The organism is Vibrio sp. 1978, from assembly GCF_033344345.1.
Map to the genome: position 1 here is coordinate 36471 of NZ_JAWPOP010000020.1, position 21178 is coordinate 57648.

General features: G+C 44.6%; 9 protein-coding genes. 7 read left to right on the forward strand and 2 right to left on the reverse strand.

Going from position 1 to position 21178, the window contains the following annotated elements; all coding sequences use genetic code 11:
• Positions 1-414: 414 nt before the first annotated feature.
• Positions 415-1458: a GMP reductase gene (locus R8N49_RS17960; protein ID WP_005373458.1), complete on the forward strand. Its 1044-nt coding sequence runs from the start codon at positions 415-417 to the stop codon at positions 1456-1458.
• Between the two features lie 618 nt (positions 1459-2076).
• Here the strand turns inward: R8N49_RS17960 and R8N49_RS17965 are convergent.
• Positions 2077-4221, reverse strand: a complete 2145-nt coding sequence (locus R8N49_RS17965; protein ID WP_186585434.1) for a TonB-dependent receptor — start codon at positions 4219-4221, stop codon at positions 2077-2079.
• A 142-nt stretch (positions 4222-4363) separates the two neighbouring features.
• Here R8N49_RS17965 and R8N49_RS17970 point away from each other — a divergent pair, with 142 nt between their 5' ends.
• From R8N49_RS17970 to R8N49_RS17990, 5 genes are read left to right on the forward strand one after another with little or no spacing between them, the layout of a single operon-like run.
• On the forward strand, positions 4364-5323 hold the full coding sequence (locus tag R8N49_RS17970; protein WP_047101249.1) for an ABC transporter substrate-binding protein: 960 nt from the start codon (positions 4364-4366) through the stop codon (positions 5321-5323).
• Positions 5307-6290 (forward strand): FecCD family ABC transporter permease, encoded by a 984-nt coding sequence (locus tag R8N49_RS17975; protein ID WP_186585432.1) that lies wholly within the window; start codon positions 5307-5309, stop codon positions 6288-6290. The genes R8N49_RS17970 and R8N49_RS17975 overlap by 17 nt, the downstream gene beginning before the upstream one ends.
• Positions 6290-7252 carry an iron ABC transporter permease gene (locus tag R8N49_RS17980; RefSeq protein WP_318190031.1) on the forward strand — a complete coding sequence of 321 codons (963 nt, stop codon included), beginning with the start codon at positions 6290-6292 and terminating at the stop codon, positions 7250-7252. Before R8N49_RS17975 ends, R8N49_RS17980 begins: the two co-directional genes overlap by 1 nt.
• The gene (locus R8N49_RS17985; protein WP_186585428.1) at positions 7252-8055 is read left to right on the forward strand and encodes an ABC transporter ATP-binding protein; all 804 of its coding nucleotides are present in this window, start codon (positions 7252-7254) and stop codon (positions 8053-8055) included. Before R8N49_RS17980 ends, R8N49_RS17985 begins: the two co-directional genes overlap by 1 nt.
• Complete coding sequence (locus tag R8N49_RS17990) at positions 8055-8915, forward strand: (2Fe-2S)-binding protein (protein ID WP_186585426.1); 861 nt, start codon at positions 8055-8057, stop codon at positions 8913-8915. The genes R8N49_RS17985 and R8N49_RS17990 overlap by 1 nt, the downstream gene beginning before the upstream one ends.
• 153 nt (positions 8916-9068) lie before the next feature.
• Here the strand turns inward: R8N49_RS17990 and R8N49_RS17995 are convergent, their stop codons facing one another.
• Positions 9069-10043, reverse strand: a complete 975-nt coding sequence (locus R8N49_RS17995; RefSeq protein WP_054865523.1) for a M23 family metallopeptidase — start codon at positions 10041-10043, stop codon at positions 9069-9071.
• A 253-nt stretch (positions 10044-10296) separates the two neighbouring features.
• On the opposite strand from R8N49_RS17995, the gene R8N49_RS18000 reads away from it, so the two are divergent.
• The gene (locus tag R8N49_RS18000) at positions 10297-20838 is read left to right on the forward strand and encodes a tandem large repeat (RefSeq protein WP_318190032.1); all 10542 of its coding nucleotides are present in this window, start codon (positions 10297-10299) and stop codon (positions 20836-20838) included.
• Positions 20839-21178 lie beyond the last annotated feature (340 nt).

The following is a 21178-nucleotide window of genomic DNA, read 5'->3' on the forward strand; positions in this document are numbered from 1 at the left end:
AAAATTGGTCGATTTTTTTGAGTACTTTTTTACGAATTAGCAGGGCATCTTAGTATTAGGTGATTGAGTTTTAGGCAGATTTGAGAGGTGATGCGTTTTAATTTTTAAGATATGACGCAAAGGTTTGCGCAATGGGTTAACTTAAGTGCTTTCTCAAGTTGTTGATAGTTATAAATAATAAGAGGTTTTGGTGACTTGGGGAGCGTTTTTGATATGCGATTTTCAAGATGGTATCACAAAAAAAATTCAAATATCAGACTTGTAGGAAATAAATCACAGCCTATAATGCTGAAAACCGGAGCGTCTGCCAACGCTCCGGTTTTTTTGTGTCCGAAGAACAGTGAACTCGTCTGCCAACGAAATCACTACGCACTCTGAAATGACACATATACATATGAATCAAGGAATTACACAATGCGTATCGAACAAGAACTTAAGTTAGGTTTTAAAGATGTACTGTTTCGCCCGAAACGTTCTACCCTTAAGAGCCGTTCTCAAGTAAATTTAACCCGCGATTTTACATTCAAGCATAGTGGTCGTCAATGGTCTGGTGTGCCGGTAATCGCAGCAAACATGGATTCGGTTGGTAGCTTTGCAATGGCTAAAGCGCTGGCTGAGCATGGTGTAATGACCGCTGTTCACAAACATTACACGGTAGAAGATTGGGCTGAGTTTGCTAAATCAGCAGATAAAGTAACCATGAATAACGTTATGGTGTCTACTGGGACATCTGACGCAGACTTCCAAAAAACCAAAGACATCATGGCACTTTCAGATGAATTTATTTTCATTTGTATCGACATTGCAAATGGTTACTCAGAGCATTTGGTCGAGTATGTTGAACGCGTGCGAGCAGAGTTCCCAGACAAGGTCATTTCTGCAGGCAACGTGGTTACTGGTGATATGTGTGAAGAGCTAATCCTAGCTGGTGCAGACATCGTTAAAGTGGGTATCGGCCCAGGCTCTGTATGTACAACTCGTGTAAAAACGGGTGTTGGTTACCCGCAGCTTTCTGCAATCATCGAGTGTGGTGATGCAGCGCACGGCCTTGGTGGCATGATCGTCGGTGACGGTGGCTGTTCTTGTGCGGGTGACGTAGCGAAAGCATTCGGTGGTGGCGCGGATTTCGTAATGCTAGGTGGGATGCTAGCGGGTCACGAAGAGTCAGGCGGCGAAGTGATCGAGAAAGACGGCGAGAAGTTCATGAAATTCTATGGCATGTCGTCGAAGAGCGCGATGGACAAGCACTCAGGTGGTGTCGCTGGCTACCGTGCGGCCGAAGGTAAAACCGTATTATTGCCATACCGTGGTAGTGTTCACGGCACTATTCAAGACATCCTTGGCGGCGTTCGCTCAACATGTACATACGTAGGTGCAGCAAAGCTTAAAGAGCTAACCAAGCGTACTACATTCATCCGTGTTCAAGAACAAGAGAACAACGTGTTCGGTAAAGAGTAAATCGACTGAATGTAAAAAGTGTAAAAGCAACCATATATTGATATTTGGTGCAACCATAATTTGATATTGCCTCTTCATAAGTCTATTGCTTTTTATGTTTATGACATTTTTGAAGGGGCTATTTTATATCTGCTTTAGGATGAAATACCTAGCTAAGTGAGTTTGTTTAACACTTCTATCATGGCGTAGGTTTTTCCAACTTGAGCATTGTAATTTCTCAAACTTAACTAAGCGGCAATGAAAATACATGCTTAACCATAGGAGCCATCGTAATCGCTAAGTCATTAAATAGGCGAGGTCTTCCAGGTTGGTTCCCTTGCTTGATTTGCTTCCATAGCTGAACCGTCTCTTAATTAAAAATGTCCGTTAACAGCGGGTGATTAAAGCTTGGTTGTTGTGTTTCCAATTGGTTGTTCTGTAGCGAGGCTGGCTATTAGCCTAAGTATATGAGTGAACTTAGCTGCTCAGCTCATGGGTTGAAGATTTAGTTGCCTGATTTAGGAAACAAAGCTAGTACCCGGCACTAATTTGAATTTTAAGGTAATAAATCACGAATATAACAGTAGAAGTGAAAGACATGCGCTTAATCTGATTAAGCGCATTTTCTGTGTTTTAAGTTTAGTATTTCACTTCGTAGTTCAAGTGGAAGCGACGACCCGGTGCGTTGTAGTAACGTGAGTTGTTACGCTCTGATTGCGCGTACGCCGTCATGTAGTCTTCGTTGAATAGGTTTTCAACAGCGAAGCTTAACGTACCGAACGGAAGATCGTAGTCCACACCAGCGTTTGCAACGAAGTAGCTGTCTACTGCGTATTTCGCGCCAGAAGTGATTTCATCTTCTTTATCACGGTTGCCTGAGTAAACCAGCGTCATGTTGTAGCGACCGAATTCGTAAGCGTCGTAACTGATAACAGACGTTACTTTCAATGGTGCGATACGCGTGCCGTCTAGTGGTTCCCAGCCGCTGTCTTCGTTAAGTTTACGCTCACCTTCTTGCCAAGAGATCGTGCTGTCTGTACGAAGGTTAGCAAGAATGCTGTAACCAAGCGTTGCTTCCGCACCCCAAACTTTTTCTGGTGCACGAGTACTTTCTAGCGCATCGCCGGCTTCGTTTACGTTCAGTGTCGAACCTAGGTCAGATTCGCTGTAGAACGCTGCAAGAGAGTAGTCCGCTTCACCAAGGAAACCACGCACACCCACTTCGTAGTTGTCAGTAGTAATTGGCTTGATAGCACCTTCAACTGTTGAGCTGTTGCCAGAACGAATGTCACGTAGTGCTTCGTTCGTTGACATACCTTGCGCGAAAGATGCAAACAGCTGGTGGTTGTCGGTCAGATCGTGTGTCACACCAATGTTGAATAGGAACTCGTCAAAGTACGGATCACCGCCTTGAACTTGATCACCTGCATTGTTGTGCGTGTTACCTACCGTGAAATCATCCACGCTTAGGCGAACGTACTCGTAACGGATACCGTAAGAAAGAACTGTGTTATCGCTTACATCAGTAATGAACTGTGCGAATGGTGCGATAGCAAATTGCTCTACATCCGGTGTGTTGTTGTAGAAACCGACGCTGTTTGGCTGTTTGAACGACTGTTGTTCAACGTCCATACCCCAAGTCACGAATGCCCAATCAATTTGGCTAGAGATGTTGGCTTTCACGCCGAAACGATCAAAATCTGTCTCGTTGTGGCCATATAGCGTTTGACCAAAGGTTGGAGAATTTGGGTTCTTATCTTTCATCGCAAGCGTGAACGTCTCAGTATCTTGAGCCATCCAGTAACCCGTTACATCGAGCATACCTAAGCTAAAGCCCAGATCTTGGTAACGCGCTTGGTAGTTAGCGAACGTACGTGTCACATCGTTTGGTTTCGCGCCATCTTTGCCTGCAACGCCGTTGTTGTAACCTGGGCCACAGTGAACCGCTTCGGCAGGTTTGCCGTTAGCTGCATCGCCATTCGCTGCACACCAGCCGTCGTTGTCAGTAATGTTACGAACGCCAACAGTCAAAGTCAGTGAACGATCTTCGTCGATGTTACGGTTCCAAACGCCGTTTACGTTTAGGTTGTCCATGTCATCTTCGTTGTTTACCGAAGGTAGGCGGTCACCGTTAGCATCGTAGCTGCCGCCACGTTGCTCGTAACCCAGACCTAAACGCCATTGATCTTTCTTATCACCGCCAGTCGCTTCTTGGTAAACGTTCCAAGTGAACGCATCGCTACCAAACTCTTGGAAGCTTGTGCCAACTTTAGTGCGATATTCTACTGCGCCTTCTTCTGGCATTTTGGTGATCACGTTGATGATACCGCCCTGTGCGCCAAGGCCGTATACCGCAGAACCACCGCGGATAACTTCGATACGCTCAACGTTTTGCGGATCAATCGCCGACAACTCTTGGCCAAAATCTAGGAAGCTGTTGTTTTGTGCAACACCGTCAATCAATAGCAGAACGCGACGACCACGGATTTGGTTTTGACCTTTGCTGCTCAGGTTACCGTGAACAGAAGTCCCCATACCTGGAACCAAGGTTGAAAGCACATCGTTGATGCTGCGGCTTTGGTTCAATTGAGATTGAAGTTGTGCTTGGTCGATAACGGTCACAGAGCGAGGAACGTCGTTAAGCAGCTGTTGAGAACGGCTTGCGGTAACAACCATTGTTTCCATTGCTTGGACTTGGTCGTTACTTTCCGCTGAAACGCCGAAAGGTGAAAGAGTAATTGCACTTACCACTGCAATATTTAGCTTAGATAGTTTGAGTTTCATAGCTTCCTGCAACTAAAAGTTGTCTTTTATAAACTTGTTAATAAATTGATTTAGCTAGCGATTATTGAGCACTTTGTAATTACGTGGTAGTCTAGCACGCAAAGAAGTAATGTAAATATCAATAATTATCATTTGTAATTTAATGGGCAGTTTTACAGCAGTCGTTATCATTTCAATAATTAGCCAAATGCTGTCTATTCAGCTTGCTTATGCAAGTGGATTAAACGCATCAGTTGTCGATGATCTAGACCATACTATTTCGACGTCGAATGTGACCCATTTCCCGCGTGTTGCAAGCGTGTCTACTTTTGGTGCAGAGCTAGTAATAGCAATGGGTGAGAAGCCTGTTGGTGTATCCGATTATCCTGGTGGATTTCCTCCTTATCTTTCTGCTTTAAATGACGTGCCAAGTCTTGGTAATCGTTCAAGAACCAGCTTTGAAGCTTTGTACGATGCGAAGCCAGATTTGGTTGTTGGTTTGGGGCGAATGTTAGAGCCTTACTATCAGCGCTTCGTCGAAATCGCACCGCCTCTCGGTTTTGATTTGATTACTTTAGAAGACAGTTTTTCTGCGGTAGAGCGTGCAAGCATGGCAATGGGGCGAGAAGAGCAAGGGAAATCACTAAATATGTGTTTTCAGACTTTTCTTGATGAAATGCAATCAAAGCTCGGTAATAGACAGTTTTCTGGTTTATTTCTGACAAGTGCAGGCGTCACTCCGCGAGCATACTACTCACACTTTATGTCCGTTGCTCTTATGGAAAAATTGAATATCCGAAGTGCGAATGGTGACTCGCCGTACGCGACGAAAACGCCTTTTTCTGGGCAAGTGGGTCTTGAGTGGTTGGTAAAACTCGATCCCGATGTGATTTTTATGTACCAGAACGCCGAGCCACAATTTACCGAATCGAAAATTTGGCAAAGCCTAAAAGCGGTGAAGAACAATCGAGTTTACTTGGTTGATATGACATGGCGAGAGCCAGAAGGGCCACTTTCACGAATTTGGGTCGCGATGGATATCGCCCACAAAGTGTATCCCGATCTTTTCCCTGCGCCTTCTGTTGAACGAGTTTATGAGGTGATCAATGGCTCATGTTCTTAGGATAACCAAACCAAGTGCGGTGATGGTTCGCAGTTTGGCGACGGCTTTGTTACTAGCTGTGGTTTATGTGTCTTTGTCGAGTGGCATTTACCATTTTGATGCCCAGCAGATCATGGCGTTTTTGATTCCTGATTCAAGCAGCCAAGCATCTTTAGTGTTTTGGGAACTACGTTTACCTCGTACCTTGATCGCACTCTTTGGTGGGGCGGCGTTGGCGGTATCCGGCTCGCTCATGCAAGACATCGTTCGCAACCCGTTAGCGTCTCCAAACCTGACCGGTGTGATGTCTGGCGCAGCGCTTAGCGTGTTGACGGCGACCATGTTTTTGCTGCCATTGCCAACGTTGTTTTGGGGGATTGTAGGTGGTTTGCTTGGCGGTGCCATTACCTTATCCATTAGTTGGAAACAGGGCGTCACACCAGCGCGTTTGGCGTTAGCTGGCATTTCCGTGAGTGCGTTTTGCCAAGCAGCGGTGACCTACATTCTTCTGTCGGATCGCGTAGACAGTGAGTCACTGTTTTTCTGGTTAACGGGCAGTAACGCAGGCGCGAATTGGTCGGTGTTTACGCCGCTTGTTTATACCGTCATTCCTGCGTTTATATTGCTTGCGGTGACACATCGACAGCGTGGTTACTTACTGCTGGATGACACGGTTGCTCGTGGTTTAGGTATCGCGATTAACCGTTATAGATTGGCGTTTGGTTTTGTCTCTGTCGTGCTTACTGCGGTTGCGGTTGGTGCATTTGGTCCTGTCGGTTTTGTTGGCCTTGTTGCCCCTCATCTCGCTCGCATGATGGGGTTGGGACTTGGCGGTGCAGCTTTGATTGGTGCGGCACTCGTTACCGCAGCAGATCTCCTTTCTCGAACCCTGCTTATGCCGTTGGAAATTCCGATTGGCGTCATTACCGCGACTTTAGGTGCGCCTTGGTTTCTTATGTTGATTGTTCGTGAGCTGAGAGGGAAATAATGAAAACGCGTTTCTTATTCCCTTGCTTGGCTTTGCTGGTGTTCGCTCCTGCACTGTTTATCGCTTCTAACCCAGAGCTTAGACAAGCAGGTGAACTGTTTATTACTCGCGGTACTTACCACCCATTTTGGTCGCTAACGTTACCAAGATTTTTGCTGGCGATTATGGCGGGTATGATGCTGGCAGTATCAGGCTTATTGCTGCAAACCACCCTCAAAAACCCGTTGGCAGACAGCGGTATTTTAGGGGTGAACGCTGGTGCTTCTCTTGGTGCTGTTTGTGCGATTTTGTTGCCCGCTTGGTTTAATTGGAATATCACCACAGAAAGCGCGTTGCTGCTGTTTTCAATGGCGGGTGGTTTGCTCTGTGCGATTCCTGTTTTGATCGTTAGCCGAATCGGAAATACCAGTCTCACTCTACTCACAGGTGTAGCGATCACGGCGATTCTTGGCGCGTTGAGTTCGGCGCTAATCTTCACTATTGGTCAGGGTAAAACCGATATCGCATTGCAATGGATGGCGGGTGGTATGTACGGCCGAGGTTGGGAACAAGTGAGTTATCTTTTGCCTTGGTTCTTGGCCTGTTTAGCGTTCATTATTTTGGTGTATTTGCCATTGAAATGGGTACGCTACGATGACGCGATTTTGCGTGGCATTGGTATCAACGGTGCTTTGCTGCGTTTGGGGATTTTGTTAGGCACAGTATTTATTACCGCGCCCGCCGTCTCAGCCGTTGGGCCAATTGGTTTTGTGGGATTGGTGATTCCGCACATTGCACGTTTGCTCAGTGCGAATGATCCTTTGCGAACCATGTTTATGACTTTGACTTTCGGCGCTGGCTTCCTCGCACTTTCAGATGTTTTAGCCAAACACTTACTGTTCCCAACCGAAATTCCAGCGGGCGTGATTACCGCACTGCTTGGTGTGCCATTTTTCCTCTTCTTGTTAAGGAAACACTCATAATGACCCTATCTTCAAAAGGGCTTGAAGGGCAATCGCTCACCTCAGGCTACAACGATACGATGATCTTGAACGATGTGAACATCCGTCTTCAAGAAGGTAAGGTAACGGCGTTCATTGGTCCAAATGGGTGCGGTAAAAGTACGCTGATGAAGACCTTAACCGGTGCGATAAAAGCGAAAAAAGGCGACGTGACTTTTAAAGGCAAAGCGCTTAACCAATGGAAGCTTAAAGATCTCGCTAAACACATTGCGATTCTGCCTCAACATCCTACGGCACCAGAAGGTGTATTGGTTGAGCAGCTTGTTGCGCTTGGTCGTGTTGCTCATCGCAAGTGGTATCAGGGCAATAGTGAGCGTGACCAAGAAGTGATGACTGAGTCGCTTGCTTCTGTCGGGTTGTCTGGTTACGAAAAGCGTGTAGTGAGTACGTTGTCGGGTGGTGAGCGTCAGCGCGTTTGGCTGGCGATGTGTTTGGCGCAAGAAGCACAGTGGTTATTGCTAGATGAACCAACCAGTTATCTCGATTTAGGTCACCAACTCGAGTTACTCGAAGTACTCGATAAGTTGAACAAGGAACGCAACTTAACCATTGTTTATGTTCTGCATGAACTGAGCCAAGCTGCGCAGTTCTGCGATGAACTGGTACTAATGAAAAAAGGTCAGATTTTAAAACAGGGATCGCCTTTGGATGTGCTCACTGAATCGACCCTTGAATCGGTGTTTAAAGTGGAAGGAAAAATGGAAGTCATTGATGGCTACGTTTACTGTTTACCAAAAGCTTATGTTCGTGAGGAAGCGCGTTAATGGAAAACCTGTTTAATCAGTTTCGTACTTTGGTGGCTTTGCCTGAGAATGTTAAAACGCTGAGCATCACCGAGCAGCAAGCCATCTTGAATCGACACGAACCTTTCTTCCGCTTACGTTTTGTTGAACAGCCGAAAGGCATTAAAGCCAGTGAATGGTTTGAGCGTGATTTTCCTGCTGTTGTGCAAGATTACGCAAACTCTATTGAGGCAAAGCTGCCTTTTGCCGTGCCTATCTGGCAGAAAGTGTTCAACGCGATTTTGTTGACGTCGCTGGTCGGTCACCGTGTGGTGTTTGATCGCGTGTTGCAGTTAACACTCGATGATCTGTATCTGACCATTGGTGAAGACCATCGTATCGCAAGCATTGAAGTGTTGAGTGCAACGCCTTTCTTTGCTCTTGAGGCTGGTAACGAAAACGCGATGCAAGTGGAGTCAGAACTGGCTTTAGATGAGAAACTTGCGCAATTCATTACGACGCTCTCTGAGCCATTGGTGCCGCTGTACAAAAAGCAGAAAGTTAGCCCGAAAGTGTTTTGGGGGAATGCCTTGTACGCGTGTGATTTGGCGTTTTCTAAACTTGCGCATCAACCATTAGCCAATGACAGGTTAGATCTAGACGTGCAAGCGGCATCAAAGTGGCAGCAAAACCTATTTAACGCGGTAACACCAAAAGGCGGTGAGTTAAACACGGTAAAAAAGGTGACCTTTAATGGCTTTCAAAAGCTCTACGTGAGACGAGAAACGTGCTGTCTGAAATACAAAATTGAAGGCAAAGAGAAGTGCTCAACCTGTAACTTGCACGATTCAGAAATCCAAGAAAACATCATGCGTATGAACATGCTTGGGTTATTTCAGTAAAATCGATAAATTATCATTTTTTATTGACCACATGTAATTTCAGTAAAAGTCGCTTATTTGAAAAGGTTTTATGTGATTTAGAGCAAAGTTATGGTCTACTGTAGTTGCGGATAAATGACAGTAGGAAGAATACACGAATCGAAGTGGCTGTTGTTACCTATTTGACTGCTCATACCGTTGCCATTCCGCTGTTAACTCTGCTTTTTCTTTTCTCGCTGCAATCAGCATTTCTATATTTACGTCAGTGTTTGGGTGCCTTTGAATGTATCGTTCGTAATCAACCGGAACACCATTGATGTGCAGTTCAAGATGTAAATGCGGCCCTGTTGTTCTTCCTGTGTTACCCGTTTTCCCTATCACTTGTCCTCGGCTGATCTTCTCACCAACATGGACGTTGCGCTGAGATAAGTGTAGGTAGCGTGATACAGAGCCATTTGTGTGGCGGATATTAATGTAGTTGCCGGCAAAACGGTTGTAGCGGGACTTTAAAACGACGCCATCAGCAATACTACGAATCGGTGTACCTACAGGTGTGGCATAATCAGTGCCTAAGTGCGGAGTCGTTATATTGGTCACTGGATGTGTTCGCTTTAAGTCATAGTCAGAGCTCACTCTGTAGTTTTTATCAAAGGGTGAAGAAAACATGAACTGATTATTTATCGACACACCATGCTCATCAAATACGTTACCGTGACCATCATTGATAATAAATAAATCAGTTTTACTGCCTAAATAGTAAAAAGAACTAATGTAAGTTTCATTTTTACTATTTAATTTAGTTCTTAAGATAAAGTTATCACCTCTTTTAATAGAGTCAATAATATTAAACTTGCTTTTGATAAGTGCTAATAGCAAGTTGATCTCTTTTTGACTCACTCCTGATTTTAATAATGAAGCGACAAAAGAGTATTCAACAACACCGATAGTGATTTTTTGCCTACGAGTATTCTTATTAATTGGTGGCTGCACATTCTTACTTTCGAATTCTAAAGGCTTGATGGTAGGTAGCCTATCCACAGGAGTGAGGAAGTAGTGAGAAAGCGATACGCTAATCAATATGATTAACGCAGTAGTGATAAAGGCTACGGTAGGAGCTTGCACACTCCTTTTTATTATTAAAATAGTCATTAGTTTTGTTGATTTATCAATACTGACAGTTGTGCGTAGAGTATAATATTTTAAATAAAAACTAGCATTAAAGCATGAGTAATTCCTCTGTTTTAACTAAGTTAATAATTATAGGATGTAAGAATAATTTTAATAATTCAGTCAAAGTGACGGTTGGCTTGGTGTTTATGCCTATTTTGTTGGTGTTAATGTCACGTTGAGAAAATATTTTTCAATAATATAATCTCGGGAAAATATATTTTGCCAAATTACTATGTTCGCTAAAAATACGCTGAAATTAACATTAGGTCTTACGCTTACATCTCTTTTATTGAGTGCATGTGGTGGTGGTGATGGAGGAGACAACACACCGCCAGCTAGAAGCAAAGGAAGCATTTCCGGTATGGTGTTTGACGCCCCAGTCAATGGCGCCAAGATTGAGGTTTTCGAGTTCAAAAATGGAAACTTAGGTCGGAAGTTGGCTAACACAACGTCTGATGCCTTCGGAAACTATCTGCTAGAGTTTGAATCTTCGTCAATGCCTCTTTTTGTTGTTGCAAAAGAGGGGAGTTATACCGATCCGTTTACAAATGAAACGGTATCTGTGAGTAATGCGAAGACACTTAAATTTGAAGGTGTTGTGAACTTTAAAGAGGGGAGTGAGCAAAAGTTAATGCTTACTCCGCTGTCGAACTTGGCAGCAGGCTTGGCAAAGTACAAAATTTCTCAGGGGGCCACAGATGAAAGTGCCTTTTCAACTGCTTTGGATAGTATCAATAGCATGTATGGCTTTGACGTAAATGAGACCAAACCTATTGATATTACCAAAGGTGGGCAAAGCAGCTTTGCTAGTGTAGGGCATCAATACGGCGCTTTATTAACAGCATACTCGTCTTACTCTTACGATCTTATTAAAAAATACGGCAACAGCGATAACGTCTACACTTCGATGCACTTCGCTGACATCCAATATCGGGATGTTATTGCAGATGGTGTTCTTGATGGTCTTGAAGTGAGCCAGACTTCCGGAGCAGTGACTCCCCTCAGCTTTGGACAGAAAAAGATAAACAGCGACGTTTATACACGTGACTTATCTCAACATGTTTTGATCGTGGTAAACGACCCAAGTATCAATATTTCTGGTACTGATGCTGCCGACTATGTCGACTTTAGTAAGAAGCTTAATGACTTAGGTACATATGGCAGTACAGATGGCGTCATTCCACCGCGAGATGGGACGGAGATCGATACCACAGCGCCTATCGTGACACGCATTGACCGTGATGTACTTGCTGGCACCGATAAAGTTGATCTAAAAATTGTTGATGATATCGGTGTAGAAGACGTATCCGCCTTTATTCAGTATCAGATTAATGGCTCTTGGTCTGGTGAATTTCAATGTAACGACATACAAGATTTTGGAAGCACATTCTGTTCGGTTGAATTTGATGATTTTGAAGTTGGCCTTCGAGAGACCAACGTTAAAGTTAACATTAATACCAAAGAGATCGATAGTGTAGATATGAACCCTGCCACAGGGCTCTCAAACGTAACAGCAGCACGGTTAGTCTTATATACAGCGGATGTACTGGGTAATGAGTTAATTCCAGGCAGCCATTCGGGTCTTCATATCAACTTTGAATGGGATAACGATGCGCCTGTTATCGATATTACATCGGCGAGTGCAATTAATAACCAACTTAAAGAATACGTTCTGAAAGGGGTTGTAAAAGAAAGCTCGCAAGAGATTAGTTCGGTCAGTATTTCATTTAAAGATGGCTTACATGAGGGCGTCACATGTTCTCCTGTCACTGTAGAGTCTGGAAATGCTTGTGAGTTTAGTAAGGCTTACCCAACTGATGAATTCCTATCTACGACGGTCTTTGAGGTTCGAGCGAGGGATAGCAAAGGCAATACGGGCTCTGCGCAGCATGCAGTAAGTCGTGACGATCAAGCGCCAGCACAGACGATAACCTATCCTGAAGGTACGTCAATGACGTACGTAAATGTGGGTTTAGATGGTGAACGAACCACTTACGATGGTATCTACTCTCAAGATACGTACACCCCAGACAATGTTCAAGCAAGCCGCGATTTCCTGAAGATTGATTATGCGTACGCAAGTTTAGGGATTAAGAACTCATTAAAAGGGATAGATTTTAGTAACTTCAACGCTAATTTATTGAAAGAGAATAAAATCCCTTATGTTCGTGTGAAAGTTTCAGACGTAAACACCGATACGGTTTTAGGCTCCAACGCTAATAAGCTTAAGCTCGTCGTCAAGTACTACGTAAGCCAAAACAACGATAACAACTACTCACTTCAGCAAGTTATTGATACAACGGCATCAGATGACGATTACATCGCAAAAATTCCGCACGAAACGCTGTTAGATAGCAATGGGCGAGTAGAGGATGTCATCTATTACATTCCTTTTGTAAGAGATATTTTGGGTGACAGCTTTAAATCGGTATCAGAAAACAGTAGTCAAAAGTTAGTCATTCAAACCATCGATGAGTCTGATAACGAAAGTACTCCAAGAGAAGTATATTTTAGAAGTAGCTTTGACCTACCAACCATAAAAGTGGTGACACCATTTATTGGTGCGCGAGCTCAACTTGAAGGGTTGAGCCCAAGTGGTGAATTCACTTCACTTGCAAGTTGTACCACTATCCAGCAACTGGAAAGTGACCAGTCTATGGCTCTTGACGTAGCGAGCTGTGAAACCACAACTGACGTAGTGAATTATGATTTCATGCGTGTTCGTTTAATTGGTATCGAAGGTAGTGAGCCATACTATTACCAATGGAAAAGAGATCCAGGGACCAAGAAAGTAACGGTTGACTTAAACAAGGCCAATATTGGTGTGTATTTTAAGCTCAAAGGTTCTCAAACTTACTATATTACTGAACTATCGACATATCAGACTGGTTTGTTTGATTTCCAGTGGGATCAAGTGACAGCGGGAGAGAAAACTTCAGAACGTGCGATTCAAATTCTTGATGAGGTGCGCTACGCGTTATCAGGTACGAATAACAACTCATTCTTTGGGTTTGATCCAACGGTTGTGTCTTATGCAACCAATGAAATGCTTACGACTAAAGCGATTCCAGACAAGCCATCAAATGACTATCTACACCGATTCCTTGTTGAAGCAATTGATAGTATTGCCGAGAGAATGCCAAGAAATAACTCATTAGATTTTGCATCTGCTATTTACGATGATTTTAGCTACGATGGAAAAGCAAATGGTATAGGGGCCGGAGGAAGTCAAGTTACGCTCGATTCTTACACGTTTGGCGCTGAAACTTACCGAAAAGATCTGGCGCAATCCTATTATGAAATCATGGCGAGCAAATACGGTATTGAGACCAATATCGCGCAGCTCTATGCTGATGATATTTCGATGGCTAATCCTGACTTAAATGGTAAGAACATTTTTGATACAGAGGGTAGCAGTATCGATACCTTGCCGCCGCAGCCAAAATTAACCATTGAAAGCGGTAGAGAGACGATGGTTGGTAATAGGCTTTATATCGCTGGCGAGGTTGTTTCTAAAATTGTCCTAGACGATCCTTCTGGTATTGTAGGAACCGACGCTCACGGCCCGAAGTTTAGCACGATGTGGTATCAAGCCAATGAGCCAAATATTGAAATACCACTGGACATCAACATCGTAGAAAACTCAGACAGCAGCAATGCTTATCGAAAAGAGTACTTCTTCATCCTTAACTCCCAGTCTAGTGAACTAAAAGATATTATAGAGTTTGCCGTGGAGACCAGTGCTATGGACCCACATGGCAATGCGTATGGTTATAATGGTAAATCTCCGTTTATAGAATCGGTGTTTATTGATAACGATTTCCCTAAGGCCAGTTACCTTCCACCCAATGATGTCGATGGTAAACCTGTAGAAAACGGTATTTATTTAAATGCGAACAATACTCATGAATTAACCTTCAAGGTTGAGGATATTGTTGGTGATAAGCTTGCCTCGAGGGGCCTTGTTTTCTACCAGCAAACCGGTGAAAAAGTAACATACACACCAGAAAACTTTGCAAGTAACTCGAAAGACGCGTTTAAAGTCAAACTATGTACGGGCGAGATTTGTTCAAATCAAGGCTCTACGATTTATCCTGGTGATGGAGATTGGTTAGTTGTTGCAGCAGCAGAGGACAACTTAGGTAACTCCGTTTCAGAGTTAACTAGCACCGCTCCGAGATTCAATATTCGTATCGACTCTGAAGCCCCTATTGTAAAAAGTGAGCAGGTTCAAAGCCGTTTAGGTGGTAATAACCAATGGGCACCTGTCATTGATTGGGGGACGTTAAGCTCTGGCAATAACGTAAAAATAGATTTGCGCCGCGGATCTGGTCAGGCTCTGACATTAGAAAGCTGTGACCCTCTAACAGAGGCGTGTGACGTACCATACCTAGTTGGTGAACAGCCTGACGTCAAAGTCCAACTGGTTTCAAAAGCATTTGATTACGATGAATGGAATGAATTTTACGTCACTGCGACGGACAACGCTTACCCTGCCAATGTCAGTACAACAGGGAAATTCACATTCCAAGTCGATAACAAAGGCCCTGAAATCATCCTAAATACACCTTGGGTTGAAGACACATTGTCCAAAGAGAACTATGTCATAGGGCGTGAGTTCAACGTGCGATTTAAATCCGTAATAGACGATTCAGACCTTGAGCAAGTCTCGCTGTATCAAAGTGGTAAAGATTCGCCAATTAAGACAATTGTGCCAACGGATTCATCTAAAGAGTTTGTCATGTCTCTTATCAAGAGTGACACAGATAAAATAGACATTTCTGAAGATGAAAAAACAACGTCATTGTATGTAAAAGCAACCGATATTTATGGTTTTGAGTCTAGTTCTAACACGCACAAGGTTATTCTTGATCGTGATGGACCAACATTAGGATTAAGTGGTTTCAATGCGAATGACTACTACTTAGGTAACTATGTCTTTGACCTAACGGCGCTAGACCTAAATGCAAACGGTGATGTTTCAATTAATGGCGTAAATCGAGAAAGCCTAGAGTATTGGACGTTTAGCGATCTGGAACCATTACCTGGCTCTCCCGGTACAAAAATCAATGAGGATCTCAAAGTGAGCCTTGGTGATTTAGGTACGGGTACACACAAGGTTCGTTTAAAAGGGTCTGATGTTCGTGGCAACACAACCTTAACCAGTGATGAGCAAGATTTTACCGTCAAAGTGTACAACTCAATCCCGCAGGTGACGCTGGCGATGAGTTACACGGATGGAACGCCAATTACAAACAACACCATCTATCAAGATGGGAATATCGTACTTACGCTTGATATTGTTGATGATAGTGGCGTTGATCGAATTGACTCAACTTATAGATTCTCTGGAGAGCAAAACGGGACTAACTTTACGTTCTCAGAAACCGCAGATGGCACTTGGATTGCAAAGTTGCTTTCTACACAAATTGCCAAAGATGGTAATTATGAACTTGATATCAAAGTTTATAACAAAGTTCGTTACCTTGATGAAAAAGACCGAAAGGTTGGAAAAGTAAACCAAACCTTTAGCGTACAGCGTGAAGGCGTGGTTCTAACAGTTGAAAGCCCGCTGGACTTCCAAAATTACTTATCTGATGGTGTTCTTGATGTCACCTTTACTACATTGAGTGCGGTCAAAGCCAAAACGTTAGAGTGTTGGGTTCGTGAAGAATACAACTCTCTGGATGCGCCACCAACTAATGAGCAACCAACTTCTGGTGTTATCAACGTATCGCAAGAACCTTACAGTTGTAGTGTCAATGTTGGGCAAAACATGACCAAAGCACCTGTTACTTTGATCACTAAAACCTTGGGTACAAATGGGCGTGAAACGATCAACAAGTTCAATTTCTCGATGGTGGATATTGATGCACCGACAGTCGTAGATGGTAACTCATACAGTTTTAAAGGAAGTGATGTTTGGTTTGATGAAGCTTTGAAGAAGAAGATGCTCACATTTGAGCTCTCTTTCAATGATGCTTTATCAGGCGTGAATACCGAAAGTTCAGATGAATATCCAAAGTTGGTTCGTAATCTTGGCAACAAAGCTTATACACCAACGACTTGTGCCAAAGGTGTTGGAAATATCAAGTGTACGTATTCTGAATCCTATGCCGATATTATTGATGGCCTGAGTACAACTCAAGAATACAAAATCAAGAACTTATCTGATTTAGCAGGAAACTTGACGCCAGAGCACGATCTATTGCTTGAATTACCTAAAGGTTCGGTAGTCGTTGAAATTACTGATCCGGTTGGAAACACAACCATTAATGGTCAGCAGCTTGTCGCCAAGTTCAGAATTAAGCTGTATGAAAACTCTAGGCTAGACAATGTGATGGCCAGGTTTGGAACGGAATCCTACAACTATAAAGATAATCCGGAGAAGTTTGCACAATTAGAGGTGTGTGCAGATGATCCAACCTACAAGTGTTCAACATTTACAAGTGAACTTCCTAGCGATGCGGATGGAAAAACGATCAGGACGACGATTACAGCAACGGATGTTTGGTCGAGAGTCGGTGAAGCGACCGTTGATATTAAAGTTGACAATACATCTCCAAGTGTTGGCGATGAGATTATCGTAACTGAATCGCCAACAAATCCAGATAATGTTCGTTTTCGTTTCGACATAACAGACACTGGTAGCAGCCTGGCAAAAGTAAACTATTCAATTTTAAACCCAAGCTATCAAGAAGAAAGAGTAGAGGATGGGAACGGTTCATCTACGTACTTTGAACTACCGAAATCTCAGTTAGAGGGGCGTGGTTCAATCACGGTTGATATCAAAGCGACAGATAGTGTTGGGCTATATTCAGACATCAGAAAAGTCATTGATATTAGTGTTCCTAAAGTCACGGTTGATTTCGATGGAATTACGAGTTTGCAGGGGGGCAAACTGTTTTTTACCAAGGCGAGCCAGCCGTTTACGGTATCTACTGTGGAAGGAGAAAGAGTGAAAGCTTCACAATATTCTGTGGAGCTTATTCCAAGCCTCGGTGATTCCTTGCGTTACTCAGGTGATGTTATCTCATCTAGTGGTAATGGAATGATGAACTTTGCCGTCGATAACCAAGGGTCATACACCCTTAAGGTGACGGTGACGGACTCAGTTGGAAGAGAGAATACAAGCTTTGAATTACTGGGCAAAAGTTATGATGGAAAGGTTATCGAATCTATTGTTGATTATGACGCTCCAAGTATTTCGGGCTTAAGTGCTAATCAAATTTCTAAGGTACCGACAAACGATAAGTATCAGCTAGAAATTAGCGCATACATTACAGATAAAAATTTAAATCTCGTCACGTCAAAAGCGGTGAGTGGTGGCAGCACTGTGGCTCCTCAAGCGATTACTGAGCCGACAACCGAAGCGGGGCCTTATGTCATAAGCTATTTGTTACCTAAAGGCGATCATACGATCACGGTGGCAGCAACAGACAAGGTGGATAACAAGAGTGAAAGTTCTATTGACGCGCATGTGGAAGCGGCAACCGTTCCCGGGCTAAGTATATCTACTGCTTCAAGCGCCCCTCTTTTTGGAGGTGAAGAGATTACACTTACGTTTAACTTTACAGAAGAAGTTACTAACTTTGATATCTCAGATGTCCACCTTGTCGCTAGTGATAACGGCGCAACAGGAACGTTAAAGCAAGATACGTGGTCCACGTCAGACAACGTTACGTGGACGGTTAATTACATCAGTCCAGAAAAGCAAGATAAAAACATAACAATACAGGTAGAGGATGATAGCTACCAAAGTACCAACACCATTCCTGGAAAAGGAAGCAGTTTAAATATCGCGGTTGAAGGAACCTTACCAAAACTGACCAATGTGACATTTAACCCTGAGCATCAGAGCGTGGGGCAAAGCGTGAGTATCTCGCTTGAGTTTGATAAAGAGCTCCAAGAGGCGACCGCTACGCTTGGCGGAAATCGCATTAGTTCTCTGTCAGCAACGGCAGATAAAAAGGTCTGGGTTGGTGATGTACAAGTTCCGAGCACCGCGCTGTTAAGTGTCGACTTGGTTGTTAGTCAATTTAAAGATTTGACTGGCAACATAGGTGAGGATAACACCGCTCACGAATTACCGATCACGCCAACCTTAGCTATTGCGCCAGTGGGCAGTGTGGATGAAACGCATGCCGCCACGCTACAATTCGAAGGCACGTCGACACGTTTTGACGGTCAGTCCCTGCGTTTTGAAGTAAAAGCCCAAGGCAGCGCGACGGTATTGAAAAGCAGCAGTGCGACGGTACAAGCCGGTGGCAATTGGACCAGTGACGCGATTGATATGAGTCACCAAACCAACGGCACTTATACCGTGATTGTGACAGGGACGAACTCTGCGGGCATTGAAGTGAGTGAAAGCCAGAGCTTTACACTGGCGCAGTCTCTGCCAACGCTGACTAACGTGACGTTTACGCCTGAGCACCAAGCCATCGGCCAAAGCGTGACGGTGACGCTGGAATTCGATAAAGATCTGCAATCCGCCGCAGCGGAGTTAGGTGGCACGACGATCACCTCGTTAGTGGCAACCGCGGACCCAAGTGTTTGGACTGGTGATGTAGTGGTACCAGACTCGTCAGAGCTGAATGTGGCGTTACTAGTTCGTGACTACCAAGACTTATCAGGGAATACCGGTAGCCAGAACACGGCTTACTCCATGCCGATCACGCCGACCTTAGCTATTACGCCAGTGGGCAATGTGGATGAAACGCATGCCGCCACACTACAATTCGAAGGCACGTCGACACGTTTTGACGGTCAGTCCCTGCGTCTTGAAGTGAAAGCCCAAGGCAGCGCGACGGTATTGAAAAGCAGCAGTGCAACGGTACAAGCCGGTGGCACTTGGACCAGTGACGCGATTGATATGAGTCACCAAACCAATGGCACTTACATCGTGATGGTGACGGGGACGAACTCTGCGGGCATTGAAGTGAGTGAAAGCCAGAGCTTTACACTGGCGCAGTCTCTGCCAACGCTGACTAACGTGACGTTTACGCCTGAGCACCAAGCCATCGGCCAAAGCGTGACGGTGACGCTGGAATTCGATAAAGATCTGCAATCCGCCGCAGCAGAGTTAGGTGGTACGACGATCACTTCATTAGTGGCAACCGCGGACCCAAGTGTTTGGACTGGTGATGTGGTGGTACCAAGCACGTCAGAGCTGAATGTGGCGTTGCTTGTTCGTGACTACCAAGACTTATCAGGAAATACCGGTAGCCAGAACACGGCTTACTCCATGCCGATCACGCCAACTTTAGCTATTACGCCAGTGGGTAATGTGGATGAAACGCAAGCCGCCACGCTACAATTCGAAGGTACGTCGACACGTTTTGACGGTCAGTCCTTGCGTCTTGAAGTGAAAGCCCAAGGCGGCGCGACGGTATTGAAAAGCAGCAGCGCAACGGTACAAGCCGGTGGCACTTGGATCAGTGACGCAATGGACATGAGTCACCAAATCAATGGCACTTATACTGTGATGGTGACGGGGACGAACTCAGCGGGCATTGAAGTGAGTGAAAGCCAGAGTTTTACATTGGCGCAGTCTTTGCCAACGCTGACTAACGTGACGTTTACGCCTGAGCACCAAGCCATCGGCCAAAGCGTGACGGTGACGCTGGAATTCGATAAAGATCTGCAATCCGCCGCAGCGGAGTTAGGTGGTACGACGATCACCTCGTTAGTGGCAACCGCGGACCCAAGTGTTTGGACTGGTGATGTGGTGGTACCAAGCACGTCAGAGCTCAATGTGGCGTTGCTTGTTCGTGACTACCAAGACTTATCAGGAAATACCGGTGGCCAGAGCACGGCTTACTCCATGCCGATCACGCCGACCTTAGCCATCACGCCAGTGGGCAATGTGGATGAAACGCATGCCGCCACGCTACAATTCGAAGGCACGTCGACACGTTTTGACGGTCAGTCCCTGCGTCTTGAAGTAAAAGCTCAAGGCAGCGTGACGGTACTAAAAAGCGGCAGTGCAACGGTACAAGCCGGTGGCACTTGGACCAGTGACGCGATGGATATGAGTCACCAAACCAATGGCACTTATACTGTGATGGTGACGGGGACGAACTCAGCGGGCATTGAAGTAAGTGAAAGTCAGAGCTTTACACTGGCGCAGTCTCTGCCAACGCTGACTAACGTGACGTTTACGCCTGAGCACCAAGCCATCGGCCAAAGCGTGACGGTAACGCTGGAATTCGATAAAGCATTGCAAGGTGCTGTGGCGGAGTTAGGTGGTACCACGATCACTTCATTAGTGGCAACCGCGGACCCAAGTGTTTGGACTGGTGATGTGGTGGTACCAAGCACGTCGGAGCTCAATGTGGGGTTGGTTGTTCGTGACTACCAAGACTTATCAGGGAATACCGGTAGTCAGAACACGGCTTACTCCATGCCAATTACACCGACAATACACCTAGACGTTATCAACGATGTTACTGGAGTGGAAAGCATGACAGTAAGTGGTAGCAGTGAACGGTTTGAAGATGGTGAGTTCATAGATATTAAAGCAGTCGACGCTGATGGTACAGAAGCCACAGGCATGGCTACCGTGCTTTCAGACTCATGGACAACTGATTTAGATCTTTCAGGACTGAAGGAGGGGGTAGTGACGATTTATGTAAATGGTACCAACAAGCTTTCCGCCTCTGCCGAAGAGGCTCTAGCAACATTTAACTATGATCGTTTCGCAAGAACAGCCTGCTTAGGTGCTGTTTACAACCGATATTTTAGTGATAACAAAACTTTAAAAAATGCGGCATAAATAAAGCGAGCGTTTAGCTCGCTTTATTTCTTTGGGACTTTTTGTGATATTTATCAAAATAATTGCCTTTATTGATAAGTTACTCGAATTAATGAATCGTCTTAATACAAGGCTGAATAACTATAATAACTAGGCCAATGTTGCTTTTAGGTGTGTATGAAGTGATTGTGATGGTTGCTCGGCAGGTGCTGTGGTGAATGTGTCGCGTTGAAAATCTTTTTAAATATTATATATTTACGCTCGTTTCTGTACTCTGAGTATAGTGTTCTGCATGAGGTCGATGGGTAATACCTCGCCTCTTTAACTCGCGATGAAGCAAATTTAATCCTAGCAAGCTTCA